Here is a 17,250-nt window from a genome sequence, read left to right as displayed (position 1 = left end):
ATCGGGCACCCCCAGACTCGGGAATCCCGCGCCCGGTAGGCTTGACCGGTGACTCTCCGCCTTTACGACACTCGCGCCCAAGAGCTGCGCGACTTCGAGCCTCTCGATCCCGAGAACGTCTCGATCTACGTGTGCGGACCCACGGTGCAGTCCGGCCCGCACATCGGGCACGTGCGCGCGGCGCTGAGCTTCGACCTGCTGCGTCGTTGGCTGTCGCATGATGGCACTCGGGTCACCTTCGTGCGGAACGTCACCGACATCGACGACAAGGTGCTCGCCAACGCGACCGATGCCGAGCCGTGGTGGGCGCTGGCGTACCGCATGGAGCAGGAGTTCACACGGGCGTATTCTGCGATCGGCATCCTGCCGCCGACGTACGAGCCGCGCGCGACGGCATCCGTGCCGCAGATGCAGGAGCTGATCGCGACCCTCATCGAGCGGGGGCACGCGTACGCGGCGCCGGACGGCTCCGGAGACGTCTACTTCGACGTGCGCTCCTGGCCCGATTACGGCGCCCTGACCAATCAGTCCGTCGACGCGATGGAGGCGGCGGCCGATGCCGATCCGCGCGGCAAGCGCAACCCGCAGGACTTCGCCCTCTGGAAGGGCGCCAAGGACGACGAGCCCGTGGATGCCGTCTGGCAGTCACCCTGGGGCGCGGGTCGCCCGGGCTGGCACATCGAGTGCTCGGCCATGTCACGTCGCTACCTCGGTGACGCCTTCGACATCCACGGGGGCGGGCTCGACCTCCGGTTCCCTCACCATGAGAACGAGCTCGCCCAATCGACCGCCGCGGGTCTCGGTTTCGCGCGCTACTGGGTGCACAACGGCCTCGTGACCGTCGGTGGGCAGAAGATGTCGAAGTCGCTCGGCAACTTCACCCTCGCCGCCGACGTCCTGACGGAGCACGATCCGCTGGTGGTGCGCTACGCCCTCGCGGCCGCGCACTACCGCTCCAGCCTCGACCTCACCGACTCGTCATGGGCGGAGGCGGAGGCGGCGCTCGGACGCATCGGCGGATTCCTGCAGCGGGTCGGCCGGATCGCGGGCGGCGGCATCGGCTACTTCGCGGCGCAGAGTCTGCCCGCGGCGTTCGCCGACGCGATGGACGACGACCTCGGCGTGCCGCAGGCGCTGGCCGTCGTGCACGAGGCCGTGCGAGCCGGCAACTCCGCCCTCGATGCGGGCGATGCAGACACCGCGCTGGACGCGGCTCGGGCGGTGCTCGCGATGACCTCGGTGCTGGGGCTCGTGCCGTCCTCCGCGTCGACGGCATCCACCGCTCACGCGTCCGCCCTGGACTCCCTCGTTCAGGAGATGATCACGCAGCGCGCGCAGGCGCGCGCCGACAAGGACTGGGCGGCGGCTGATCGCATCCGCGATGCGATCGCCGCCGCAGGAATCACGCTGGAGGACACTCCGGCCGGAACTCATTGGAGTATCGATGGCTAAGCCAGGCAACCCCTCAGCAGGCAAGGGCAAGAAGGGCCCCACCAAGGGCTCCGGCGGCAAGGGGCGCAGCTCGCTCGAAGGGCGCGGACCCACGCCCAAGGCCGAGGACCGCGCCTGGCACCCCGCGGGCAAGCGCAAGGCCGCGGCCGAGCGCTACGCCGCCGCGGGCGGGCGGGGCAAGCCGGGTGGGCGTCAGACGTCCGGCGGCAACCCGAACCGTTCGGCTCGCGCCAAGGACAACACGACCGACACCGAGACGGTGACCGGGCGCAATTCGGTGCTCGAGGCGCTCCGCGCCAAGATCCCCGCCTCCGCGTTCTACATCGCGCAGCGCGTCGAGATGGACGACCGCGTCAAGGAGATGCTGTCGATCGCGACGAACCGCGGCATCCCGGTGCTGGAGGTCACGCGTCAGGAGCTCGACCGCATGGCGGGCTTCGACGGCGTGCACCAGGGCGTCGCGATCAAGGTGCCGCCGTACGAGTATGCGCACCCGCAGGACCTCCTCGAGCAGGTCATCGACAAGGGCGAGGTCCCTCTGTTCGTGGCGCTCGACGGCATCACCGATCCGCGCAATCTCGGCGCGATCATCCGCTCCACCGGCGCGTTCGGCGGCCACGGCCTCATCCTGCCGCAGCGTCGCTCGGCCGGGGTGAACTCCGCCGCATGGAAGACGAGTGCCGGCGCGGCCGCGCGCGTGCCCGTCGCCCTCGCGTCGAACCTCACCACGCAGCTCAAGGAGTTCAAGAAGCAGGGCGTGTTCGTGCTCGGACTCGACGGCGACGGCGACGTGCTGCTGCCCGACCTGCAGCTCGCCGACCGCCCCGTCGTCATCGTCACCGGCTCCGAGGGCAAGGGCCTCTCCCGCCTCGTGGCCGAGACCTGCGACCAGATCGTCTCCATCCCGATCTCGGCCGTGACCGAGTCCTTGAACGCCGGCATCGCGACGTCCGTCGCGCTGTACCAGGTGTCCACGATCCGCAACGCGAAGTAGGAGAGTACCCGCATGGCCCGCATCGTCGTCCTCGGAGGAACCGGCTACGCCGGTAAGCACATCGTCGCCGAGGCGGTGGATCGTGGGCACGACGTGATCGCGATCTCGCGCTCCGTGCCGGCGGACACCGTCGACGGTGCGTCGTACGTGCAGGGCTCGGCCCTCGACATCGCGTCCCTCGCGAGCGCGTTCGACGGGGCGGATGCCGTGGTCTCGGCGCTCTCGCCGCGCGGCGACATGACCGACCACGTGCTCGAGGCGCTGCGTCACGTCATCGCCGAACTCGCCGACACCTCGACGCGCCTCGGCGTCGTGGGCGGTGCCGGAGGCAGCCACGTCGCCCCCGGCGGCCCGCGTCTGTTCGACCTCGACTTCCCCGAGGAGTACAAGCACGAGGCACAGGTGGGCATCGACTCGCTCGCGCTGCTGGAGCAGGCGGATGCCGGTCTCGACTGGTTCTTCATCCACCCGGCCGAGGTCTTCGGCCCGTGGGCCGAGGGTGAGCGCACCGGGCACTACCGCGACGGCGGCGACGTGCTCGTGCGCGACGACGAGGGGAAGTCGTTCATCTCGGGCGCGGACTTCGCGATCGCCGTGGTCGACGAGATCGAGCAGGGCAATCACCACCGCGAGCGGTTCACGGTCGGCTACTGACGCGGGCGGCGCGCGACCTCAGACGAGGTCGCGCCAATCGATCCCGTCATCGGTGTCGTCGCTCACCGAGGTCGCACCCGTGATGACCGGCAGGCTCATGGTCTCGGTCGGCGGTCCCATGATCGTGGCCTCGTCGCGACGGTGGCGCAGCACCTCGTTGATGTAACTGGTGAGCACCTCGGCGAGCGGCACCGAACGGCCCTGGGCCTGGGAGAGGTACCACCGGTGCTCGAGCACCTGGTGGAACACCTCGGCCGGTTCGAGCTTGGCGCGCAGCTCGTAGGGGATCGCGCGCACGACGGGCTCGAACACGCGGGTCAGCCATTCGTGCGCGTACATCTCCTCGTCGGCCCACTGCTTGGTGGAGCGCGCGCGGAACTCGTCGAGATCATTCAGCAGGCGGCGGGCCTGGTTCTCCTCGACGTCGAGTCCGGTGAGGCGGATCAGGCGGCGCTGGTGATGCCCGGCATCCACGACCTTGGGCTGGATCTCCACGACCGTCCCGTCGGACGTCGTCGACATCGACATCTCGTCGATGTCGAAGCCCAGCGCGTTCAGACGCTCGACGCGCTCGGTGATGCGCCAGGTCTCTGCGGCGGCGAACGACTCCTGCGCCGTGAGCTCGGCCCACAGCGAGCGATATGACGACACGATGCCGTCGGCGATCGCGATCGCGTCGACACCGTGCTCCAGGCGCCCGCCCGCGGCGAGGTCCATGACCTCCCCGGCGATGTTCGTGCGCGCGAGGTCGAGGTCGTACGCCCGCTGGCCGTCGGTCAGGCCCTCCTCGTGCAGCTCACCTGTCTCGGCGTCGACGAGGTAGGCGGCGAACGCACCGGCATCCCGGCGGAACAGCGTGTTCGAGAGCGAGACGTCACCCCAGTAGAACCCCACGTTGTGCAGGCGCACGAGCAGCACGGCCAGGGCGTCCACGAGCCTGTTCGCGGTGTCGGGGCGCAGCACACGGGTGAACAGGGCCCGGTACGGCATGGAGAACCGCAGGTGCGAGGTCACCAGCGCGGCGGGGAGGGGCGTCCCCTCGGCATCCGATCGGCCGGCGATCACGGCCACACGGTCGACGCACGGGACGTCCAGACGGGCGAGGTTGCCGAGCATCTCGTACTCGCGGCGGGCCATCTCGTCGGTCGTCTCCTTGACGGCGACCACCCGACCCGACAGGTCCGCGAAACGCACGAGATGCCGCGACAGACCCTTCGGGAGCGACACGATGCTCTCGGACGGCCAGGCGGCGAGCGGCGTCGACCACGGCAGGGCGAGCAGCCCGGGATCGATCGAGCTCGCGGTGATGCGCAGCGCGTCCTGCATGTGACTCCAGTGGATGTGGGGGAGAAGCAGAAGCGGCGCGGGTGACCGAAGTCAGCCCGCGCCGCGTCAGCGGTTCCGATCAGGCGGAGACGACCGGCTTGTCGTTCAGGCGCTCGCCCGACTCGAGGTCGAACGCGTGCACGTGGCCGGGGTTGGCGGCCAGCGTGACGGTCTCGCCCGCGTTCGGGTGGTTGCGGCCGTCGACGCGCGCGACGAGGTCGGTGCGCTTGCCGTTGATGTCGGTGTGACCGTAGAGGTAGCCGTCGGCGCCGAGCTCCTCGACGAGGTCGACGACGACCGAGAGGCCCTTGCCGTCGGCCGGGCCGACGGTGATGTCCTCGGGACGCACACCGACCGTGACCTGCGAGCCGGTCGCGCGGCCCACGGTGTCGCGGTCGAGCGGCACGACCTCGGTGCCGAACTGCACACCGCCGTCGGCGAGGTCGGCGCCGAACAGGTTCATGGCCGGGGAGCCGATGAATCCGGCGACGAACACGTTCTCCGGCTTCTCGTACAGGTCGCGCGGCGAGCCGACCTGCTGCAGGAGGCCGTCCTTGAGGACCGCGATGCGGTCGCCCATGGTGAGGGCCTCGGTCTGGTCGTGCGTGACGTAGACCGTGGTGACGCCGAGACGACGCTGCAGCGAAGCGATCTGCGTACGCGTCTGCACGCGGAGCTTGGCGTCGAGGTTCGACAGCGGCTCGTCCATGAGGAACACCTGCGGCTGGCGCACGATCGCGCGGCCCATGGCGACACGCTGACGCTGACCGCCGGAGAGGGCCTTCGGCTTGCGGGTCAGGTACTGCTCGAGGTCGAGCAGCTTCGCGGCCTCGAGGACGCGGGAGGCGCGCTCCTCCTTGCCGACGCCGGCGATCTTGAGCGCGAAGCCCATGTTCTCGGCGACGGTCATGTGCGGGTACAGCGCGTAGTTCTGGAACACCATCGCGATGTCGCGGTCCTTCGGCGGGACGTCGGTCACGTCGCGGTCGCCGATGAGGATGCGGCCGGCGTTGACCTCTTCGAGGCCGGCGAGCATGCGGAGCGAGGTGGACTTACCGCAACCGGAGGGGCCGACGAGGACGAGGAACTCGCCGTCTCCGACCTCGAGGTTGAGCTTGTCGACGGCCGGACGGGTGCCGCCCGGGTAGAGGCGGGTGGCCTCGTCGAAAGTCACAGATGCCATTGTGTTTCTCCTTCACCGGCAGGTACGTGCCGGACGATCCGTAGTGATAGAGCGGCGGTTCGACCCGCCGTGACCCGTCTTTGGGTCGGATTCAGTATGGCAGAATCCCGGGCGTCTGGGTATTTCTCAGCCAGGCTGGCTAGCATCGTTGTCGGCCGTGATCACACGGCGTGCGCCGCCCGATCGGCGCTCGGGGCCACCCTGCCCCACCGAGACCGTCAAGAGGAACGATGTCGAGCGACGAGACGCCGAACGTCCCCACCCCTCGCAATTCGCGCGAGGCCGTGCGGGAGAAGGCACAGAAGGTGCACGCCCAGCAGTCGAGGGCGCGCCTCATGCGACGAATCATCGTCGGCGCGATCGCGGTCGTCGCCGTCGGAGCCATCGGCACGGCTGTGACCCTCGCGGTCTCCGCGCAGGTCTCCAAGCCGCAGCTCACGCCGGGCGGCATGGACGACGACGGCATCCTCATCTCCGACGTCAGCGCGACCGTCGCATCCGAGGACCTCTCGGCGACGCCGAGCCCCGACGCGACGGATGCCGGGGCCGAGGCCACCCCGACGCCCGCGCCCACGACGTCCAGCGCGGTCGACATCCACGTCTACGTCGACTACCTGTCCCCGGACGCCGGGGAGTTCGAGCGCGCGAACGCGCGTCAGCTCGTCAACTGGATCAACGAGGGCGCGGCGACCGTGACCTACCACCCAGTGGCGCTTCTCACGGCGAGCTCTAACGGCACGAAGTACTCCCTGCGGGCAGCCGGCGCGGCCGCATGCGTGGCGACGCACTCGCCCGCCCAGTTCTACGCGTTCAACCACGACCTGCTGGACGACCAGCCCGAGGTCAACAGCGACGGGTACTCCGACGCCGACCTCGCGGACATCGCCGGGGCGGTCGGGGCCGACAACGTCAAGAGCGTGCGCTCCTGCATCCAGGATCAGGACTACGTCTCCTGGGCCAAGGAGGCCACCTCCCGCGCGCTCGAGGGTCCGCTCGTCGGCTCCGACGACCTCGTGCTCACCGCGGCGCCGATGATCGTCGTGAACGGAGAGGCCTACGTCGGAGCGCTCGACGACCCGGTGGAGTTCTCGCAGTTCGTGCTCACCGTCTCGAACGACGCCTCGCAGGACGCCGCGACTCCGTCGCCCACGCCGACGCCGACCGCGACGACGCCTCCCGCGTCGTAGCTCTCACGGAGTCCACGACTCGAGATCGCTTCGCTGGATCAGGAGCTGCTCGGGCGATCCGTAGTAGCCGATGAGGACGTTGAGCGCCGCGAGCGTCTGCCGGAGCCCGACCTCGTCGATGTCGCCGGTCAGCCGCAGCAGCGTGAAGCCGGCGCTGACGACGATCGTCGCCGCATCCACTGATCCTCCGGGATTGGGGATCTCTGGGCGGGTCTCCGCGTCGAGATTCGACTCCGTGAATCCGCTCTCTCTGATCAGGTCGGCGACGGTCGTGTCGGAGTCGAGCTCGTCGCGACGCTCCGCCCACTCGTTGAGCAGGCTCCAGCCCTCGTTGGTGCCGAAAGGCGCGAACTCATCGGCCGGGTCGTTGTAGATCGGGTCCGTGAAGTGCGCTGCGAAAGCTTCCGAGGCCTCGGGCAGGCCACTGTCGGCGGTCATCATGTCCTCCGCTGTCGACGGCGTCTCCGGTACGCCTGATGACGTCGGCGCGGGACCCGTGCAACCCGCGAGCAGGACGATCGATGCCAACATGACGATCATCCGACTCTTCTGCACACAGCGGATGATGTCACACCCGTGGTGCGACGTCCATTTCGGAGTCGGCGGACGGGCACCGAGTCGCCGACGCCCTAGACTCGGAGGTGCGCATCCGATCGAATCGAATGCGCGTGGTCCGTGCGGTCTCGGTCACCACCGAACCGGACGAACCGGCACGACCTGCGGGATTCCGCGGTTCGCCGACTTGGCGCAATTGGTAGCGCACCGTACTTGTAATACGGGGGTTACGGGTTCGAGTCCCGTAGTCGGCTCAGTTCTCGGACCGTCGCACGCCAGTGCGACACACTCCGTCATATGCGAAATACCCCATGCGCCGCAGGGGTTGTCCCGACTATGACTCGCATCGGAACCAGTGACCTGTCCGTCTTCCCGCTCTCGCTCGGGGGCAACGTGTTCGGTTGGACGGCCGACCGCGACGCCTCCTTCGCCGTGCTCGACGCCTTCGTCGACGGTGGAGGCGACTTCATCGACACCGCCGACTCGTACAGCGCGTGGATCGACGGCAATTCCGGCGGTGAGAGCGAGACCATCATCGGCGCGTGGCTCGCCTCGCGGAAGCCTTCCGACGTGGTCGTGGCGACCAAGGTGAGCCAGCATCCCGACTTCCGTGGACTGGCCGCCGGCAACGTCCGCCGCGCCGCCGAGGCCTCGCTCGGACGCCTCGGCGTCGACGCGATCGACCTGTACTACGCGCACTTCGACGACGAGAGCACGCCTCTCGAGGAGACCGTCGGCGCATTCGGCGCGCTCGTCGCCGACGGCCTCGTGCGGAACATCGCCGTGTCGAACTACACGGCGGAGCGCATCCGCGAGTGGATCGCGATCTCCGACCGTCTCGGCGTCGCGCGCCCGGTCGCCATCCAGCCGCACTACAACCTCGTGCACCGCAACGACGTCGAGGAGACCATCATCCCGGTCGCGGAGGAGTTCGGACTCGGCCTGGTGCCGTATTACTCGCTCGCGAGCGGCTTCCTCACCGGCAAGTACCGGTCGACGGATGCCGAGGGGCAGACGTCTCCGCGCGCGGGCGGTGCCGCGAAGTACGCGACGGACGCCGGTCTGCGGATCATCGACGCGCTCGAGGAGATCGGCTCCGCGCACGACGCCTCGATCGCGGCCACGGCGCTCGCGTGGTTGCGCGCACAGCCCACGGTCGTCGCGCCGATCGCGAGCGCGCGCACGGTAGAGCAGGTCCCCGACCTCCTGGCCGGTGCGCGTCTCGACCTCACGACCGCCGAGATCGCGACGCTGAACCGCGTCTCGGAATGGACCTCCGCCTCGAACTGAGAGATCGAGGTCAGGCCCCGGTCGGCGGCGGCGTCGCGTCGTCGCCGACCAGCCCGAGCCGGTGGGCGAGGATGACCGCGTGGATGCGGTCCCGGGCGCCGAGCTTCGCCAGCACGCGGCCCACGTGCGTCTTGACCGTCGACTCGCTCACGTAGAGCGCCCGGGCGATCTCGGCGTTCGTCAGCCCGCGGCCGATCTCGAGGAACACGTCGCGCTCGCGCTCGGTGAGCCCTGACGACGGGTCGTCGACCGCGGCGTCGGCGGCCAGTCCTCCGGCGCCGAGCTGCGGAGTGACGTGCTCGAGCAGCATGCGCGTCACCCGCGGGGCGAGAGCGGCGTCGCCCCGGTGCACGGCGCGGACCGCGGAGAGCATCTCCTGGCGGTGCGCGTCCTTCAGCAGGAAGCCGCTGGCTCCGGCGCGGATCGCCCCGAACGCGTACTCGTCGAGGTCGAAGGTCGTCAGCACGAGCACGCGGGTCTGCGGATGCTCGCGCACGATCGCCTCGGTCGCCGCGATGCCGTCGAGCCCCGGCATCCGGATGTCCATCAGAACGAGGTCGGGCGCGAGGGCCGCGGTCTGCGCGATCGCGGCGTGCCCGTCCGCGGCCTCGCCGACGACCACCATGTCGTCCTCGGCCTCCAGCACCATCCGGAAGCCGAGACGGATGAGCTCCTGGTCGTCGACGAGGAGGATCGAGATCGGGCTGCTCATGGGCGCTCCTTCGTCGAGGGCTCTGGGGTGGACGGATCGGCGGCGACGCGGGGGAGGGTGGCTCGCAGCATCCATCGTCCGCCCGGCGCCGGGGCCGATCCGACGGTGCCGCCCACGTGTGCGGCGCGCTCCGCGAGTCCGCGCAGGCCGAAGCCTCCTGCGGCGACGGCCCCGACACCCGGGGGCACGCCGTCGTTGCCGATCTCCACGGTCACGTCCTCCCGGCCGTGGGCGATCCGCACGGTGATCGAGGTGGCCGCCGGCGCGTGGCGCATCGCGTTGGTCACGCCCTCCTGCACGATGCGACCGACCGCGTGGGCGACCGCCGGTGCGAGGTCGGCGCTCCCGGTGACCGACAGGGTCACGGGGAAGCCCGCGCGCTGCGCCGCGGCGACCGTCTCGTGCGGCTCCGCGGGTGTCATCGGTGCGAGCGGCAGAGGTGACTCGGCGTCCCGCAGCACGCCGAGCATCGCGCGCATCTCGGTCAGTGCGCTGCGGGCCGTCTCCGCCGACGCGGTCGAGGCCGCCGCGGCCTGAGCGCGGTCGGTCGTCGCCGCGGCGCCCTCCGACAGCGCCACGATCACGGTGAGCGAGTGCGACACGATGTCGTGCATCTCCCGGGCGATGCGGGCGCGTTCGGCGGCCGCGGCGAGCTGCGCCTGCTGGTCGCGCTCGACGAGCAGTTGGCGTGACCGGTCGATCACCGCGGCGATGTAGCGCTTGCGGCCGCCGACGTTCACGCCGATGAGCGTGCCGATGAGCCCGAGCACGAGCGCGGTCACGACGGTGTTGATCGCGACCTGGAAGGCGACGCCGCCGGTGAGCAGGAGGAGACCGGACAGCCCCGTGAGCGCCGCGAGGGCGATGCCGAACCCGATCCAGGCCGCCCGCGTGGAGCGGTACACCGCCAGCGAGTAGCAGGTCACGAACATCAGAGGCGTGCCCGAGGGCTGCGGTGCGAAGAGCAGCAGCGCCTCGACCGTGAAGGAGGCGACGAACGGCACGAGCGGGGCCTGGCGCCGCCACATCAGGGTCACGCAGGCCGCGATGATCGCGAGCGGGGCGATCGCCGCGAACGCGATGCGCAGCGGCGTCGGGTCGCCCGTCTCCGTGAACGGTGCGGCCGGCACGAGCGAGAGGAGCAGGCACACGAGGGTGATGAGCACGTCGGCGACGACCGGGTGCCGCGCCCAGAAGCGCCGCAGCACGCCGGGGGGACGCGGCAGCCGCAGCTCCTCCTCCTCGCGGAGGGAGGCGCTGCGGCTGCGGATGCGGGTCACGCGGGCGACTCTACGCGGCCACGCGGCCGTGTGCGCGCTCACGCATCGCGGGTGCGCACGACGATCCACGCGACGACGAGTCCGCCGACCGCCCACGCGCCGAGCGTGAGGAACGCGACGGGCTCGTCGAGCGTCGCGCCGTCCGGGAGGATCGCACTCTGCGCGGCGGCCACGGGGAGATATGCCGCAGCGTCGATGACCCATGCCCACGCCTCGCCGGCGAGAGCGAAGAAGTTCGCGACGATCGGCAGGACGAACAGGAGGCCGACGGTCGCGGCGATCGCCCCCGCGCCGGAACGCAGGATGAAGCCGAAGGCCACGCCGATCAGGGCGAACACCGCCATGGAGAGCGAGGAGACGACGATCGGCAGCAGCGAGGCGGCCGGGTCGCCCCAGTCGATGGTCTGGTCGCGCGGCGCGACGACGGCGGACACCGCGACCGCCGCGGCGGAGAAGATCACGAGCGACGACACGAACAGGAACAGCGCGACCACGAGAGCCTTCGCGAGCAGCGCGGAGCCGCGGCGCGGGTTGGCCGCCAGCGTCGAGCGGATCATGCCAGTGGAGTACTCGCCCGTCACCGCGATCGCACCGAGGATGCCGGCGAGCAGCATCGTGAACTGGATCGGCATGACGACCGCCTGGATCGGATCGAAGCCCGGCATGTCGATGGCCTGCGCGATCAGCACGGCGATCCCGATCGTCAGCACCGCGGCGAGTCCGATCGACCACCAGGTCGACCGGAGCGTGGCGAGCTTGATCCACTCGCCGCGCACGGCGCGGAGGAACGTGAGGCGTCGACCCGAGTCGACCTGCGCGCGCGTGCGGGGCGCGGTCTGCGTGGCGGTCATGAGATCTCCTTGGTCCGGTACTCGACCGAGTCGCCGGTGAGAGCGATGTAGGCGTCTTCGAGCGACCCGGTGGTCGGCGTCAGTTCGTGCAGGGGGATGCCGCGGTCGGCGGCGAGGTCGCCGATGCGGGATGCCGGGAGCCCGACGACGTCGAGCAGGTCGGGAGCGGTGCTCACGATCTCGACGTCCGGCCCGCCGACCGCGGCGGCCAGATCGGCGGCGCGCGGCGTGCGCACGCGGACGGTGTTCCGCGTCCATGCGCGCACGAGCTCGTCGAGCGGGGCGTCGGCGAGCACCTGGCCGCGGCCCATCACGATGACGTGGTCGGCGGTCTGAGCCATCTCGCTCATGAGGTGGCTCGACAGGAGCACCGTCCGCCCCTCGGAGGCCGCGTGGCGAACGAACTGCCGCACCCAGCGCACGCCCTCGGGGTCGAGGCCGTTCACGGGCTCGTCGAGGATCAGCGTGTGCGGGTCGCCCAGGAGCGCCGAAGCGATGCCGAGGCGCTGCCCCATGCCGAGCGAGAACTTGCCGGCGCGCTTGCGGGCGACGGAGCCGATGCCCGCGAGATCGATGACCTCGTCGACCCGGGAGGCGGGGATGCCGTGCGTCGCGGCCATGGCGCGCAGGTGGTTGCGGGCCGTCCTGCCGGTGTGCACGGCCTTGGCGTCGAGCAGCACGCCGACCTCGGTGAGGGGCGCGCGCAGTCCGCGGTACTCGCGCCCGCCGATCGTCGCGACACCGGACGTGGGGCGGTCGAGCCCGACGATCAGCCGCATGGTGGTCGACTTGCCGGCGCCGTTCGGGCCGAGGAAGCCGGTCACCGACCCGGGCTGCACCGTGAACGACACGTTCTGGACGGCTGTCTTGTCTCCGAACCTCTTCGTGAGGCCCTCTGCTGTGATCATGTCTTCGACGCTACGGCGCAGCCGGGTCGGAGGCATCCTCCCGTGGTACCGGATGCGGCTGTATGCCGGCATCCGTTCCTGGTACCCGTGGGGGAGGAGCTCGATCGGCGGGTCAGGGCCGCTGCCGGGTGCGGACCCGTGCCGCGATCTCGTCGGACGCGGCGATCGCCTCGTCGATGATCTCGCGCGTCGGGGCGGCCGTGAGCCAGTCGTGGCTCAGCGACGCGGGAACGAGGAGCGGCATCCGGTCGTGGATCTCGGCGAGGTGATCGGGCGCCGGGCGCATGACGATCGAGTAGCAGGTGAACCAGGTGCCGTCGGTCGTGCGGCCGCGCTGGGTGACCGCCGCCATGCCGAACAGCGCGCCGTCGTCGACGAGGAACTCGTGCCATACCCGCTCGGGCTTCTTCATCTCGAACCAGCTCGTCGCGGGGACCAGCGCGCGGGTCTTGAGGCCGCCCGGACGATCCTGCAGACGCTCGGAGCGCGTGTTGATCGACGGGAACTTCGACGGCTCCCCTCCCACGAGGAACCCCCACCACGCCGGTTCGAGCGTCGGCGCCGTGTCGGGCTGCACGACGATCGGGTTGAGGTTGCGCAGGTTCTTCCCGGTCGGGCGCACGGACTCGACGGCGTTCTCCTCCGCCCACCCGCGAAGCCCCTCGAGCACCTCCTCGTCGGCCGCCTCGAGGAGCTCCGCATCGGTGAACCGGGGGTCAAGTCCGTAGCTCGCGCACATGCCGTCAGCGTACGCCGGGGGTGAGACAGTCGCACCCGCTGCGGTCGGGCACCGGCTCAGGCAAGGGCCGGTGCGGGGGTAGTGTCGACGGGTGACCCCGCCCCGCCGACTCCCCGCTCCCGTGGCGCTCGGGGGAGCGGTCGCGATCGGCGTCCTCACCGCCGTGCAGGCGCGCATCAACGGCGTGCTCGGCGTGCGCGTCGACAACGGCATCGTCGCCGGGCTGCTCTCGTTCGCGGTCGGCCTTCTCGCGCTCGTCGCGGTGATCTCCTGCATCCCGTCCGCGCGTCGGGGCGTGGGGCGCCTGCGCGCCGGGATCCGCGACCGCAGCATCCCGTTCTGGATGCTGCTCGGCGGGGCCTGCGGAGCGCTCACGGTCTCGACCCAGGGCGTGACCGCCGGCGTGCTGGGCGTCTCGCTCTTCACGGTCGGCGTCGTCGCCGGGCAGACGCTGCACGGTCTCGTCCTCGACCGCATCGGCTTCGGACCGGCCGGGGTCGTCGCCGTCACGCCGGGTCGTGTCGCCGGCGGGGCGCTCGCGCTCGCCGCTGTCGGCATCTCGCTGAGCGGCGATGTGCTCTCCTCCGCCCCGCTGTGGATGCTCCTGCTGCCTTTCGCGGCCGGCGTCGGCATCGCCTGGCAGGCGGCCACGAACGGACGGCTCGCGCAGCGCGTGCGCTCTCCGCTCATCGCGACGTTCACGAGCTTCGTGGCGGGCACGATCGCGCTGCTGATCGCGGCGGGCGTGAGCGTCGCGGTGCGCGGTCTCCCGCAGCCGCCGCCGGCCGAGCCGTGGCTGTACCTCGGCGGCTTCCTCGGCTTCGCCTACATCCTGCTCGGGGCGTTCATCGTGGCCCATACGGGCGTCCTGCTGATGGGCCTGGGGTCGGTCCTCGGGCAGCTCGCGACCTCGGTCGTGATCGACCTGCTCTGGCCCGCGGCCGCCGGACCGGCCCTGTGGCAGATCGTGGGGATGGTCGTCGTCGCGGTGGCGTCCGTGGTGGTGGCGCTGCCGCGGCGGCGCCGGGTCTGAGCTACTTCTTCCCGCTCTTCGCCTTCGAGTCGGACTTCCTGTCCTTCTTGCTCTTGTCCTTCGAGCCGGACCTGTCCTTCTTCGCGGGCTTCGCGGCGCCCGTCTCCGGGTGCTTCGGCATCCGTGTGACGAGCTTGCGGGCCTCGACGGGCTTGCGCCGACCGGGGCGCTTGCCCGCGGGCTTGCCGCCGACGTAGAGCCAGCCGAGCAGCTCCTCGTCCTTCGAGAGGCCGTGCGCCTTCGCGACGGCCTTCGAGCGCGTGTAGTGCCCGGTGCGCCACAGCACACCCCAGCCGGCTTCGTCGAGCAGCAGGCTCAGGGTGTGGGCGACGCCCGAGGCGACGGCCTCCTGCTCCCACCGCGGCACCTTGTCGCTCCTGCGGTAGCTCGCGACGACGGCGATCAGCAACGGGGCGCGCAGGGGCTTGCTCGACGGCGAGGAGTCGCCCTCGGCCTTCGCGATCGCCGCGCCGAGCGCCTCCCGGTCCGCGCCGCGCAACTCGATCAGCCGCCACGGACGCAGCGAGGAGTGATCGGCGACACGACCGGCGGCTGCGACGAGCTGCAGCAGCTGGTCGCGAGTCGGCGCGTCGTCCGTGACCTTCGACCAGGACTGTCGGGCGCGGACCGCGTCGAGCGCGGTCATGCCTCGTCTGGGGTGAAGTTCAGAGCGATCGAGTTCATGCAGTAGCGATCGCCGGTCGGCGTGCCGAACCCGTCGGGGAACACATGTCCCAGGTGCGACCCGCAGCTCGCGCAGCGCACCTCGGTGCGCACCATGCCCAGGCTCGTGTCCTCGATGAGCTCGACCGCCTCGGGGCGGATCGACTCGTAGAAGCTCGGCCATCCGCATCCGGAGTCGAACTTCGTCCCGCTCTTGAACAGCTCCGCGCCGCACGCGCCGCACGTGTAGAGGCCCGCGCGGCCCTCGTCGAGCAGCTCGCCGGTCCACGCGCGCTCGGTCGCCGCCTCGCGCAGCACGGCGTACTGGTCGGCGCCGAGCTCCTCGCGCCACTCGTCTTCGGTCTTGTCCACGCTGTACGACATCTGTCCTCCTGGGGGTCTGACCCCATTCTCTCCCGTCCGGCGGGAGTCGGCGCGGCACAATGGGTCATATGACGGATGCCGTGCAGCAGCGTTACGCGCGCTTCGCCGAACAGGAGGCCCCCGGCCGCAGCGAGCTCTACGCCGACTGGGCCGCGGGCGTCGCGGGAGATGCCGCGGTCCTCGACCTTCTCGCGCGCATCCCGGAGACCCGCCGGCAGCCGCCGCTCGTGTTCGCGGTCACGCGCATGCTCGGCGTGGGCCTCGGCGGATACGCGGACTGGCGTGCGTTCGTGCTCGCACACGCCGACGAGGTCGTCGCGGAGTGCTCCTCCCGGCGCCTGCAGACCAACGAGCCGCTGAGGCTCGCGCCCCTGCTGCCCGTGCTGTCGGAGATCGACGGGCCGATCGCGCTGCTCGAGATCGGAGCCTCCGCCGGGCTGTGCCTGTATCCCGACCGCTACTCGTACCGGTTCACGACCGACGACGGTGAGGTACGCGCCGCGCTCGATCCGCACGACGGGCCGTCCGCCGTCGTGCTGGAGAGCAGGGTGACGGGTGATCTGCCTCCGCTGCGGATGCCGGAGGTCGTGTGGCGCGCAGGGATCGATCTCGCACCGCTCGACGCGAGGAATCCACGCGACCGGGCGTGGCTGCGGGGTCTCGTCTGGCCGGGAGAGGAGGGCCGCGAGCAGCGCGTCGTCGCGGCGCTCGACATCGCCGCCGCGGATCCGCCCCTGCTCCTCGCGGGCGACGCGGGCGCGCGCCTGGGCGAGCTCGTCGCGCAGGCACCGGACGACGCGACGCTCGTCATCACGACCCCCGGGGTGCTCGTGCACATCCCGCGGGAGCCGCGCACCGCGCTGGTCGACCGCATCCGCTCCCTTCCGGCGCACTGGGTGACGATCGATCCCCCCGGGCTCCTCGACGTGTGGTCCCCGCCGGTCGAGGCGGAGACGTGGCCCGGGTTCGTGGTCGCGCTCGACGGACGCGTGCGTGCCGCGGCGGACCCGCTCGGACGAAGGTGGGAGTGGCGCGCGAGCGCGGAGCCGGTCGCGACGTAGTCTGAGCGCATGCGCGGAGAGCTGACCGAGAGGGATCGACTGATCCTCGCGCTCGAGACGGCGTGGCCCCGTCACGGCGGCGCCAAGGAGGAGGTCATCCGCGCGCAGCTCGGCATGAGCGCCGCCCGGTACTACCAGCTCCTCGGTCGTCTGATCGAGTCGGAGGACGCGCTCCAGTACGACCCGCTGCTCATCGGACGGCTGCGCCGGATCCGTGACGCGCGGGCGATGCAGCGCTCCGCGCGGACGCCCGGTTTCGTCGGCTGAGAGACGCCGCGCCGCGCGCCCGCACCCGAACATCACGGGTCCACAGCCTCATGCCGTTAGCATCGAGGGGTGTCTAAGCCGAACCGCGATCGATTCGACGACGTCCCCCGATCCTCCGGACGCGTGGGTGCGCACCGCGCCGAAGCCCCGGGGATGAACGGCTGGATCGTCCTCCTGTGGTCGTTCGTGGCCGCCCTCGTGCTCATCATCGGCGGCATCTTCGGCTCCCTCGTGGTCATGGGGCGCATCACGCTCTTCCCCGAGGCGGTGCCGACCGCGACTCCCACTCCCGAGGAGACCGGAGTCGTCGACACGACGTACTCGGTCCTGATCCTCAACGCCACGGCCGACGAGGGCCTCGACGAGCAGATGCGCGACGTGCTCATCAACAACGGCTGGGCCGCCGACGTGGTGTTCGCGAGCGACAGCACGAGCCAGGACTTCACCACGACGACCGTGTACTACGTGGCGGATGAGGACGAGCTCGCGGCGATCGGGCTGGCCGGGCTCCTCGGCGGCGCCGACGTGCAGCAGAGCGATTTCTACGCGGCGATGAACGACACGGAGCAGAAGCAGCTCACCGTCGTGATCGGCCTCGACCGCTCGGCGAACCCGCCGGCGAGTCCCGAGGAGACTCCCGCCTCCTAGCCGCGATGCGGTCCCTCCCCGGCGGCTTGCACTCGATGGGGTCGAGTGCCAGAATGGCGTTAG

The 17,250-nt window shown here is 70.8% G+C and carries 19 protein-coding genes and 1 tRNA gene; 10 read left to right on the top strand and 10 right to left on the bottom strand.

Annotated features, from left to right (window positions below):
• Positions 1-48: 48 nt before the first annotated feature.
• The 3 genes from cysS to ACIPY8_RS12055 are packed head-to-tail and all read left to right on the top strand — an operon-like array spanning position 49 to position 3,100.
• The gene (cysS, locus tag ACIPY8_RS12065) at positions 49-1,452 is read left to right on the top strand and encodes a cysteine--tRNA ligase (protein WP_400818403.1); all 1,404 of its coding nucleotides are present in this window, start codon (positions 49-51) and stop codon (positions 1,450-1,452) included.
• A complete protein-coding gene (rlmB, locus tag ACIPY8_RS12060) occupies positions 1,445-2,446 on the top strand; it encodes a 23S rRNA (guanosine(2251)-2'-O)-methyltransferase RlmB (RefSeq protein WP_400818400.1) in 1,002 nt (333 codons plus the stop codon). Before cysS ends, rlmB begins: the two co-directional genes overlap by 8 nt.
• A gap of 12 nt (positions 2,447-2,458) precedes the next feature.
• Positions 2,459-3,100: an NAD(P)-dependent oxidoreductase gene (locus ACIPY8_RS12055; RefSeq protein ID WP_400818397.1), complete on the top strand. Its 642-nt coding sequence runs from the start codon at positions 2,459-2,461 to the stop codon at positions 3,098-3,100.
• An 18-nt stretch (positions 3,101-3,118) separates the two neighbouring features.
• Here ACIPY8_RS12055 and ACIPY8_RS12050 read toward each other — a convergent pair whose 3' ends face one another.
• Positions 3,119-4,426 carry a DUF4032 domain-containing protein gene (locus tag ACIPY8_RS12050; RefSeq protein WP_400818394.1) on the bottom strand — a complete coding sequence of 436 codons (1,308 nt, stop codon included), beginning with the start codon at positions 4,424-4,426 and terminating at the stop codon, positions 3,119-3,121.
• A 79-nt stretch (positions 4,427-4,505) separates the two neighbouring features.
• Positions 4,506-5,609 (bottom strand): ABC transporter ATP-binding protein, encoded by a 1,104-nt coding sequence (locus ACIPY8_RS12045; protein ID WP_400818391.1) that lies wholly within the window; start codon positions 5,607-5,609, stop codon positions 4,506-4,508.
• 230 nt (positions 5,610-5,839) lie between these two features.
• On the opposite strand from ACIPY8_RS12045, the gene ACIPY8_RS12040 reads away from it, so the two are divergent.
• Complete coding sequence (locus ACIPY8_RS12040; RefSeq protein WP_400818390.1) at positions 5,840-6,796, top strand: DsbA family protein; 957 nt, start codon at positions 5,840-5,842, stop codon at positions 6,794-6,796.
• Positions 6,797-6,799: 3 nt separating this feature from the next.
• On the opposite strand, the gene ACIPY8_RS12035 is transcribed toward ACIPY8_RS12040, so the two are convergent.
• On the bottom strand, positions 6,800-7,234 hold the full coding sequence (locus ACIPY8_RS12035; RefSeq protein WP_400818388.1) for a hypothetical protein: 435 nt from the start codon (positions 7,232-7,234) through the stop codon (positions 6,800-6,802).
• Positions 7,235-7,532: 298 nt separating this feature from the next.
• Between ACIPY8_RS12035 and ACIPY8_RS12030 the strand changes: the two genes are divergently transcribed.
• Both ACIPY8_RS12030 and ACIPY8_RS12025 read left to right on the top strand, forming a co-directional pair.
• A tRNA-Thr gene (locus tag ACIPY8_RS12030) sits at positions 7,533-7,605 on the top strand.
• Positions 7,606-7,687: 82 nt separating this feature from the next.
• On the top strand, positions 7,688-8,641 hold the full coding sequence (locus tag ACIPY8_RS12025) for an aldo/keto reductase (RefSeq protein ID WP_400818386.1): 954 nt from the start codon (positions 7,688-7,690) through the stop codon (positions 8,639-8,641).
• Between the two features lie 10 nt (positions 8,642-8,651).
• Here ACIPY8_RS12025 and ACIPY8_RS12020 read toward each other — a convergent pair whose 3' ends face one another.
• From ACIPY8_RS12020 to ACIPY8_RS12000, 5 genes are all read right to left on the bottom strand, one after another.
• Positions 8,652-9,353, bottom strand: a complete 702-nt coding sequence (locus ACIPY8_RS12020) for a response regulator (protein WP_400818384.1) — start codon at positions 9,351-9,353, stop codon at positions 8,652-8,654.
• Complete coding sequence (locus ACIPY8_RS12015; protein WP_400818382.1) at positions 9,350-10,633, bottom strand: sensor histidine kinase; 1,284 nt, start codon at positions 10,631-10,633, stop codon at positions 9,350-9,352. The genes ACIPY8_RS12020 and ACIPY8_RS12015 overlap by 4 nt, the downstream gene beginning before the upstream one ends.
• A 38-nt stretch (positions 10,634-10,671) precedes the next feature.
• Complete coding sequence (locus ACIPY8_RS12010; protein WP_400818380.1) at positions 10,672-11,484, bottom strand: ABC transporter permease; 813 nt, start codon at positions 11,482-11,484, stop codon at positions 10,672-10,674.
• A complete protein-coding gene (locus ACIPY8_RS12005; protein ID WP_400818379.1) occupies positions 11,481-12,392 on the bottom strand; it encodes an ABC transporter ATP-binding protein in 912 nt (303 codons plus the stop codon). The genes ACIPY8_RS12010 and ACIPY8_RS12005 overlap by 4 nt, the downstream gene beginning before the upstream one ends.
• 112 nt (positions 12,393-12,504) lie before the next feature.
• Positions 12,505-13,131 carry an SOS response-associated peptidase family protein gene (locus ACIPY8_RS12000; RefSeq protein WP_400818377.1) on the bottom strand — a complete coding sequence of 209 codons (627 nt, stop codon included), beginning with the start codon at positions 13,129-13,131 and terminating at the stop codon, positions 12,505-12,507.
• A gap of 121 nt (positions 13,132-13,252) precedes the next feature.
• On the opposite strand from ACIPY8_RS12000, the gene ACIPY8_RS11995 reads away from it, so the two are divergent.
• On the top strand, positions 13,253-14,164 hold the full coding sequence (locus ACIPY8_RS11995) for a DMT family transporter (RefSeq protein ID WP_400820332.1): 912 nt from the start codon (positions 13,253-13,255) through the stop codon (positions 14,162-14,164).
• A gap of 1 nt (position 14,165) precedes the next feature.
• Here the strand turns inward: ACIPY8_RS11995 and ACIPY8_RS11990 are convergent, their stop codons facing one another.
• Both ACIPY8_RS11990 and msrB read right to left on the bottom strand, forming a co-directional pair.
• Positions 14,166-14,810: a nitroreductase family protein gene (locus tag ACIPY8_RS11990; protein ID WP_400818375.1), complete on the bottom strand. Its 645-nt coding sequence runs from the start codon at positions 14,808-14,810 to the stop codon at positions 14,166-14,168.
• Complete coding sequence (gene msrB, locus ACIPY8_RS11985; protein ID WP_400818372.1) at positions 14,807-15,211, bottom strand: peptide-methionine (R)-S-oxide reductase MsrB; 405 nt, start codon at positions 15,209-15,211, stop codon at positions 14,807-14,809. The genes ACIPY8_RS11990 and msrB overlap by 4 nt, the downstream gene beginning before the upstream one ends.
• Before the next feature lie 68 nt (positions 15,212-15,279).
• On the opposite strand from msrB, the gene ACIPY8_RS11980 reads away from it, so the two are divergent.
• The 3 genes from ACIPY8_RS11980 to ACIPY8_RS11970 all read left to right on the top strand — a co-directional run bounded on the left by ACIPY8_RS11980 (position 15,280) and on the right by ACIPY8_RS11970 (position 17,187).
• Positions 15,280-16,272: a DUF2332 family protein gene (locus ACIPY8_RS11980; protein WP_400818369.1), complete on the top strand. Its 993-nt coding sequence runs from the start codon at positions 15,280-15,282 to the stop codon at positions 16,270-16,272.
• Positions 16,273-16,281: 9 nt separating this feature from the next.
• Entirely contained in the window at positions 16,282-16,539 is a 258-nt protein-coding gene (locus ACIPY8_RS11975; RefSeq protein WP_400818366.1) for a DUF3263 domain-containing protein, read from the top strand.
• Positions 16,540-16,608: 69 nt separating this feature from the next.
• Positions 16,609-17,187 carry a LytR C-terminal domain-containing protein gene (locus tag ACIPY8_RS11970; RefSeq protein ID WP_400818363.1) on the top strand — a complete coding sequence of 193 codons (579 nt, stop codon included), beginning with the start codon at positions 16,609-16,611 and terminating at the stop codon, positions 17,185-17,187.
• Positions 17,188-17,250 lie beyond the last annotated feature (63 nt).

The organism is Microbacterium sp. NPDC089696, from assembly GCF_044749125.1.
Lineage (GTDB): Bacteria > Actinomycetota > Actinomycetes > Actinomycetales > Microbacteriaceae > Microbacterium.
The sequence above is the reverse complement of the archived record's forward strand: the minus strand, read 5'-3'. Positions and strand labels throughout refer to the sequence as shown.

Excerpts from the sequence above, each read along its gene's own strand:
- ACIPY8_RS12035 (WP_400818388.1), bottom strand. The coding sequence starts at position 7,234 with ATGACCGCCGACAGTGGCCTGCCCGAGGCCTCGGAAGCTTTCGCAGCG.
- ACIPY8_RS11990 (WP_400818375.1), bottom strand. The coding sequence starts at position 14,810 with ATGACCGCGCTCGACGCGGTCCGCGCCCGACAGTCCTGGTCGAAGGTC.
- ACIPY8_RS12025 (WP_400818386.1), top strand. The coding sequence starts at position 7,688 with ATGACTCGCATCGGAACCAGTGACCTGTCCGTCTTCCCGCTCTCGCTC.
- ACIPY8_RS12050 (WP_400818394.1), bottom strand. The coding sequence starts at position 4,426 with ATGCAGGACGCGCTGCGCATCACCGCGAGCTCGATCGATCCCGGGCTG.
- ACIPY8_RS12040 (WP_400818390.1), top strand. The coding sequence starts at position 5,840 with ATGTCGAGCGACGAGACGCCGAACGTCCCCACCCCTCGCAATTCGCGC.
- ACIPY8_RS12000 (WP_400818377.1), bottom strand. The coding sequence starts at position 13,131 with ATGTGCGCGAGCTACGGACTTGACCCCCGGTTCACCGATGCGGAGCTC.
- msrB (WP_400818372.1), bottom strand. The coding sequence starts at position 15,211 with ATGTCGTACAGCGTGGACAAGACCGAAGACGAGTGGCGCGAGGAGCTC.
- ACIPY8_RS12045 (WP_400818391.1), bottom strand. The coding sequence starts at position 5,609 with ATGGCATCTGTGACTTTCGACGAGGCCACCCGCCTCTACCCGGGCGGC.
- ACIPY8_RS11975 (WP_400818366.1), top strand. The coding sequence starts at position 16,282 with ATGCGCGGAGAGCTGACCGAGAGGGATCGACTGATCCTCGCGCTCGAG.
- ACIPY8_RS12055 (WP_400818397.1), top strand. The coding sequence starts at position 2,459 with ATGGCCCGCATCGTCGTCCTCGGAGGAACCGGCTACGCCGGTAAGCAC.
- ACIPY8_RS12005 (WP_400818379.1), bottom strand. The coding sequence starts at position 12,392 with ATGATCACAGCAGAGGGCCTCACGAAGAGGTTCGGAGACAAGACAGCC.
- ACIPY8_RS12020 (WP_400818384.1), bottom strand. The coding sequence starts at position 9,353 with ATGAGCAGCCCGATCTCGATCCTCCTCGTCGACGACCAGGAGCTCATC.
- ACIPY8_RS12010 (WP_400818380.1), bottom strand. The coding sequence starts at position 11,484 with ATGACCGCCACGCAGACCGCGCCCCGCACGCGCGCGCAGGTCGACTCG.
- ACIPY8_RS11980 (WP_400818369.1), top strand. The coding sequence starts at position 15,280 with ATGACGGATGCCGTGCAGCAGCGTTACGCGCGCTTCGCCGAACAGGAG.
- rlmB (WP_400818400.1), top strand. The coding sequence starts at position 1,445 with ATGGCTAAGCCAGGCAACCCCTCAGCAGGCAAGGGCAAGAAGGGCCCC.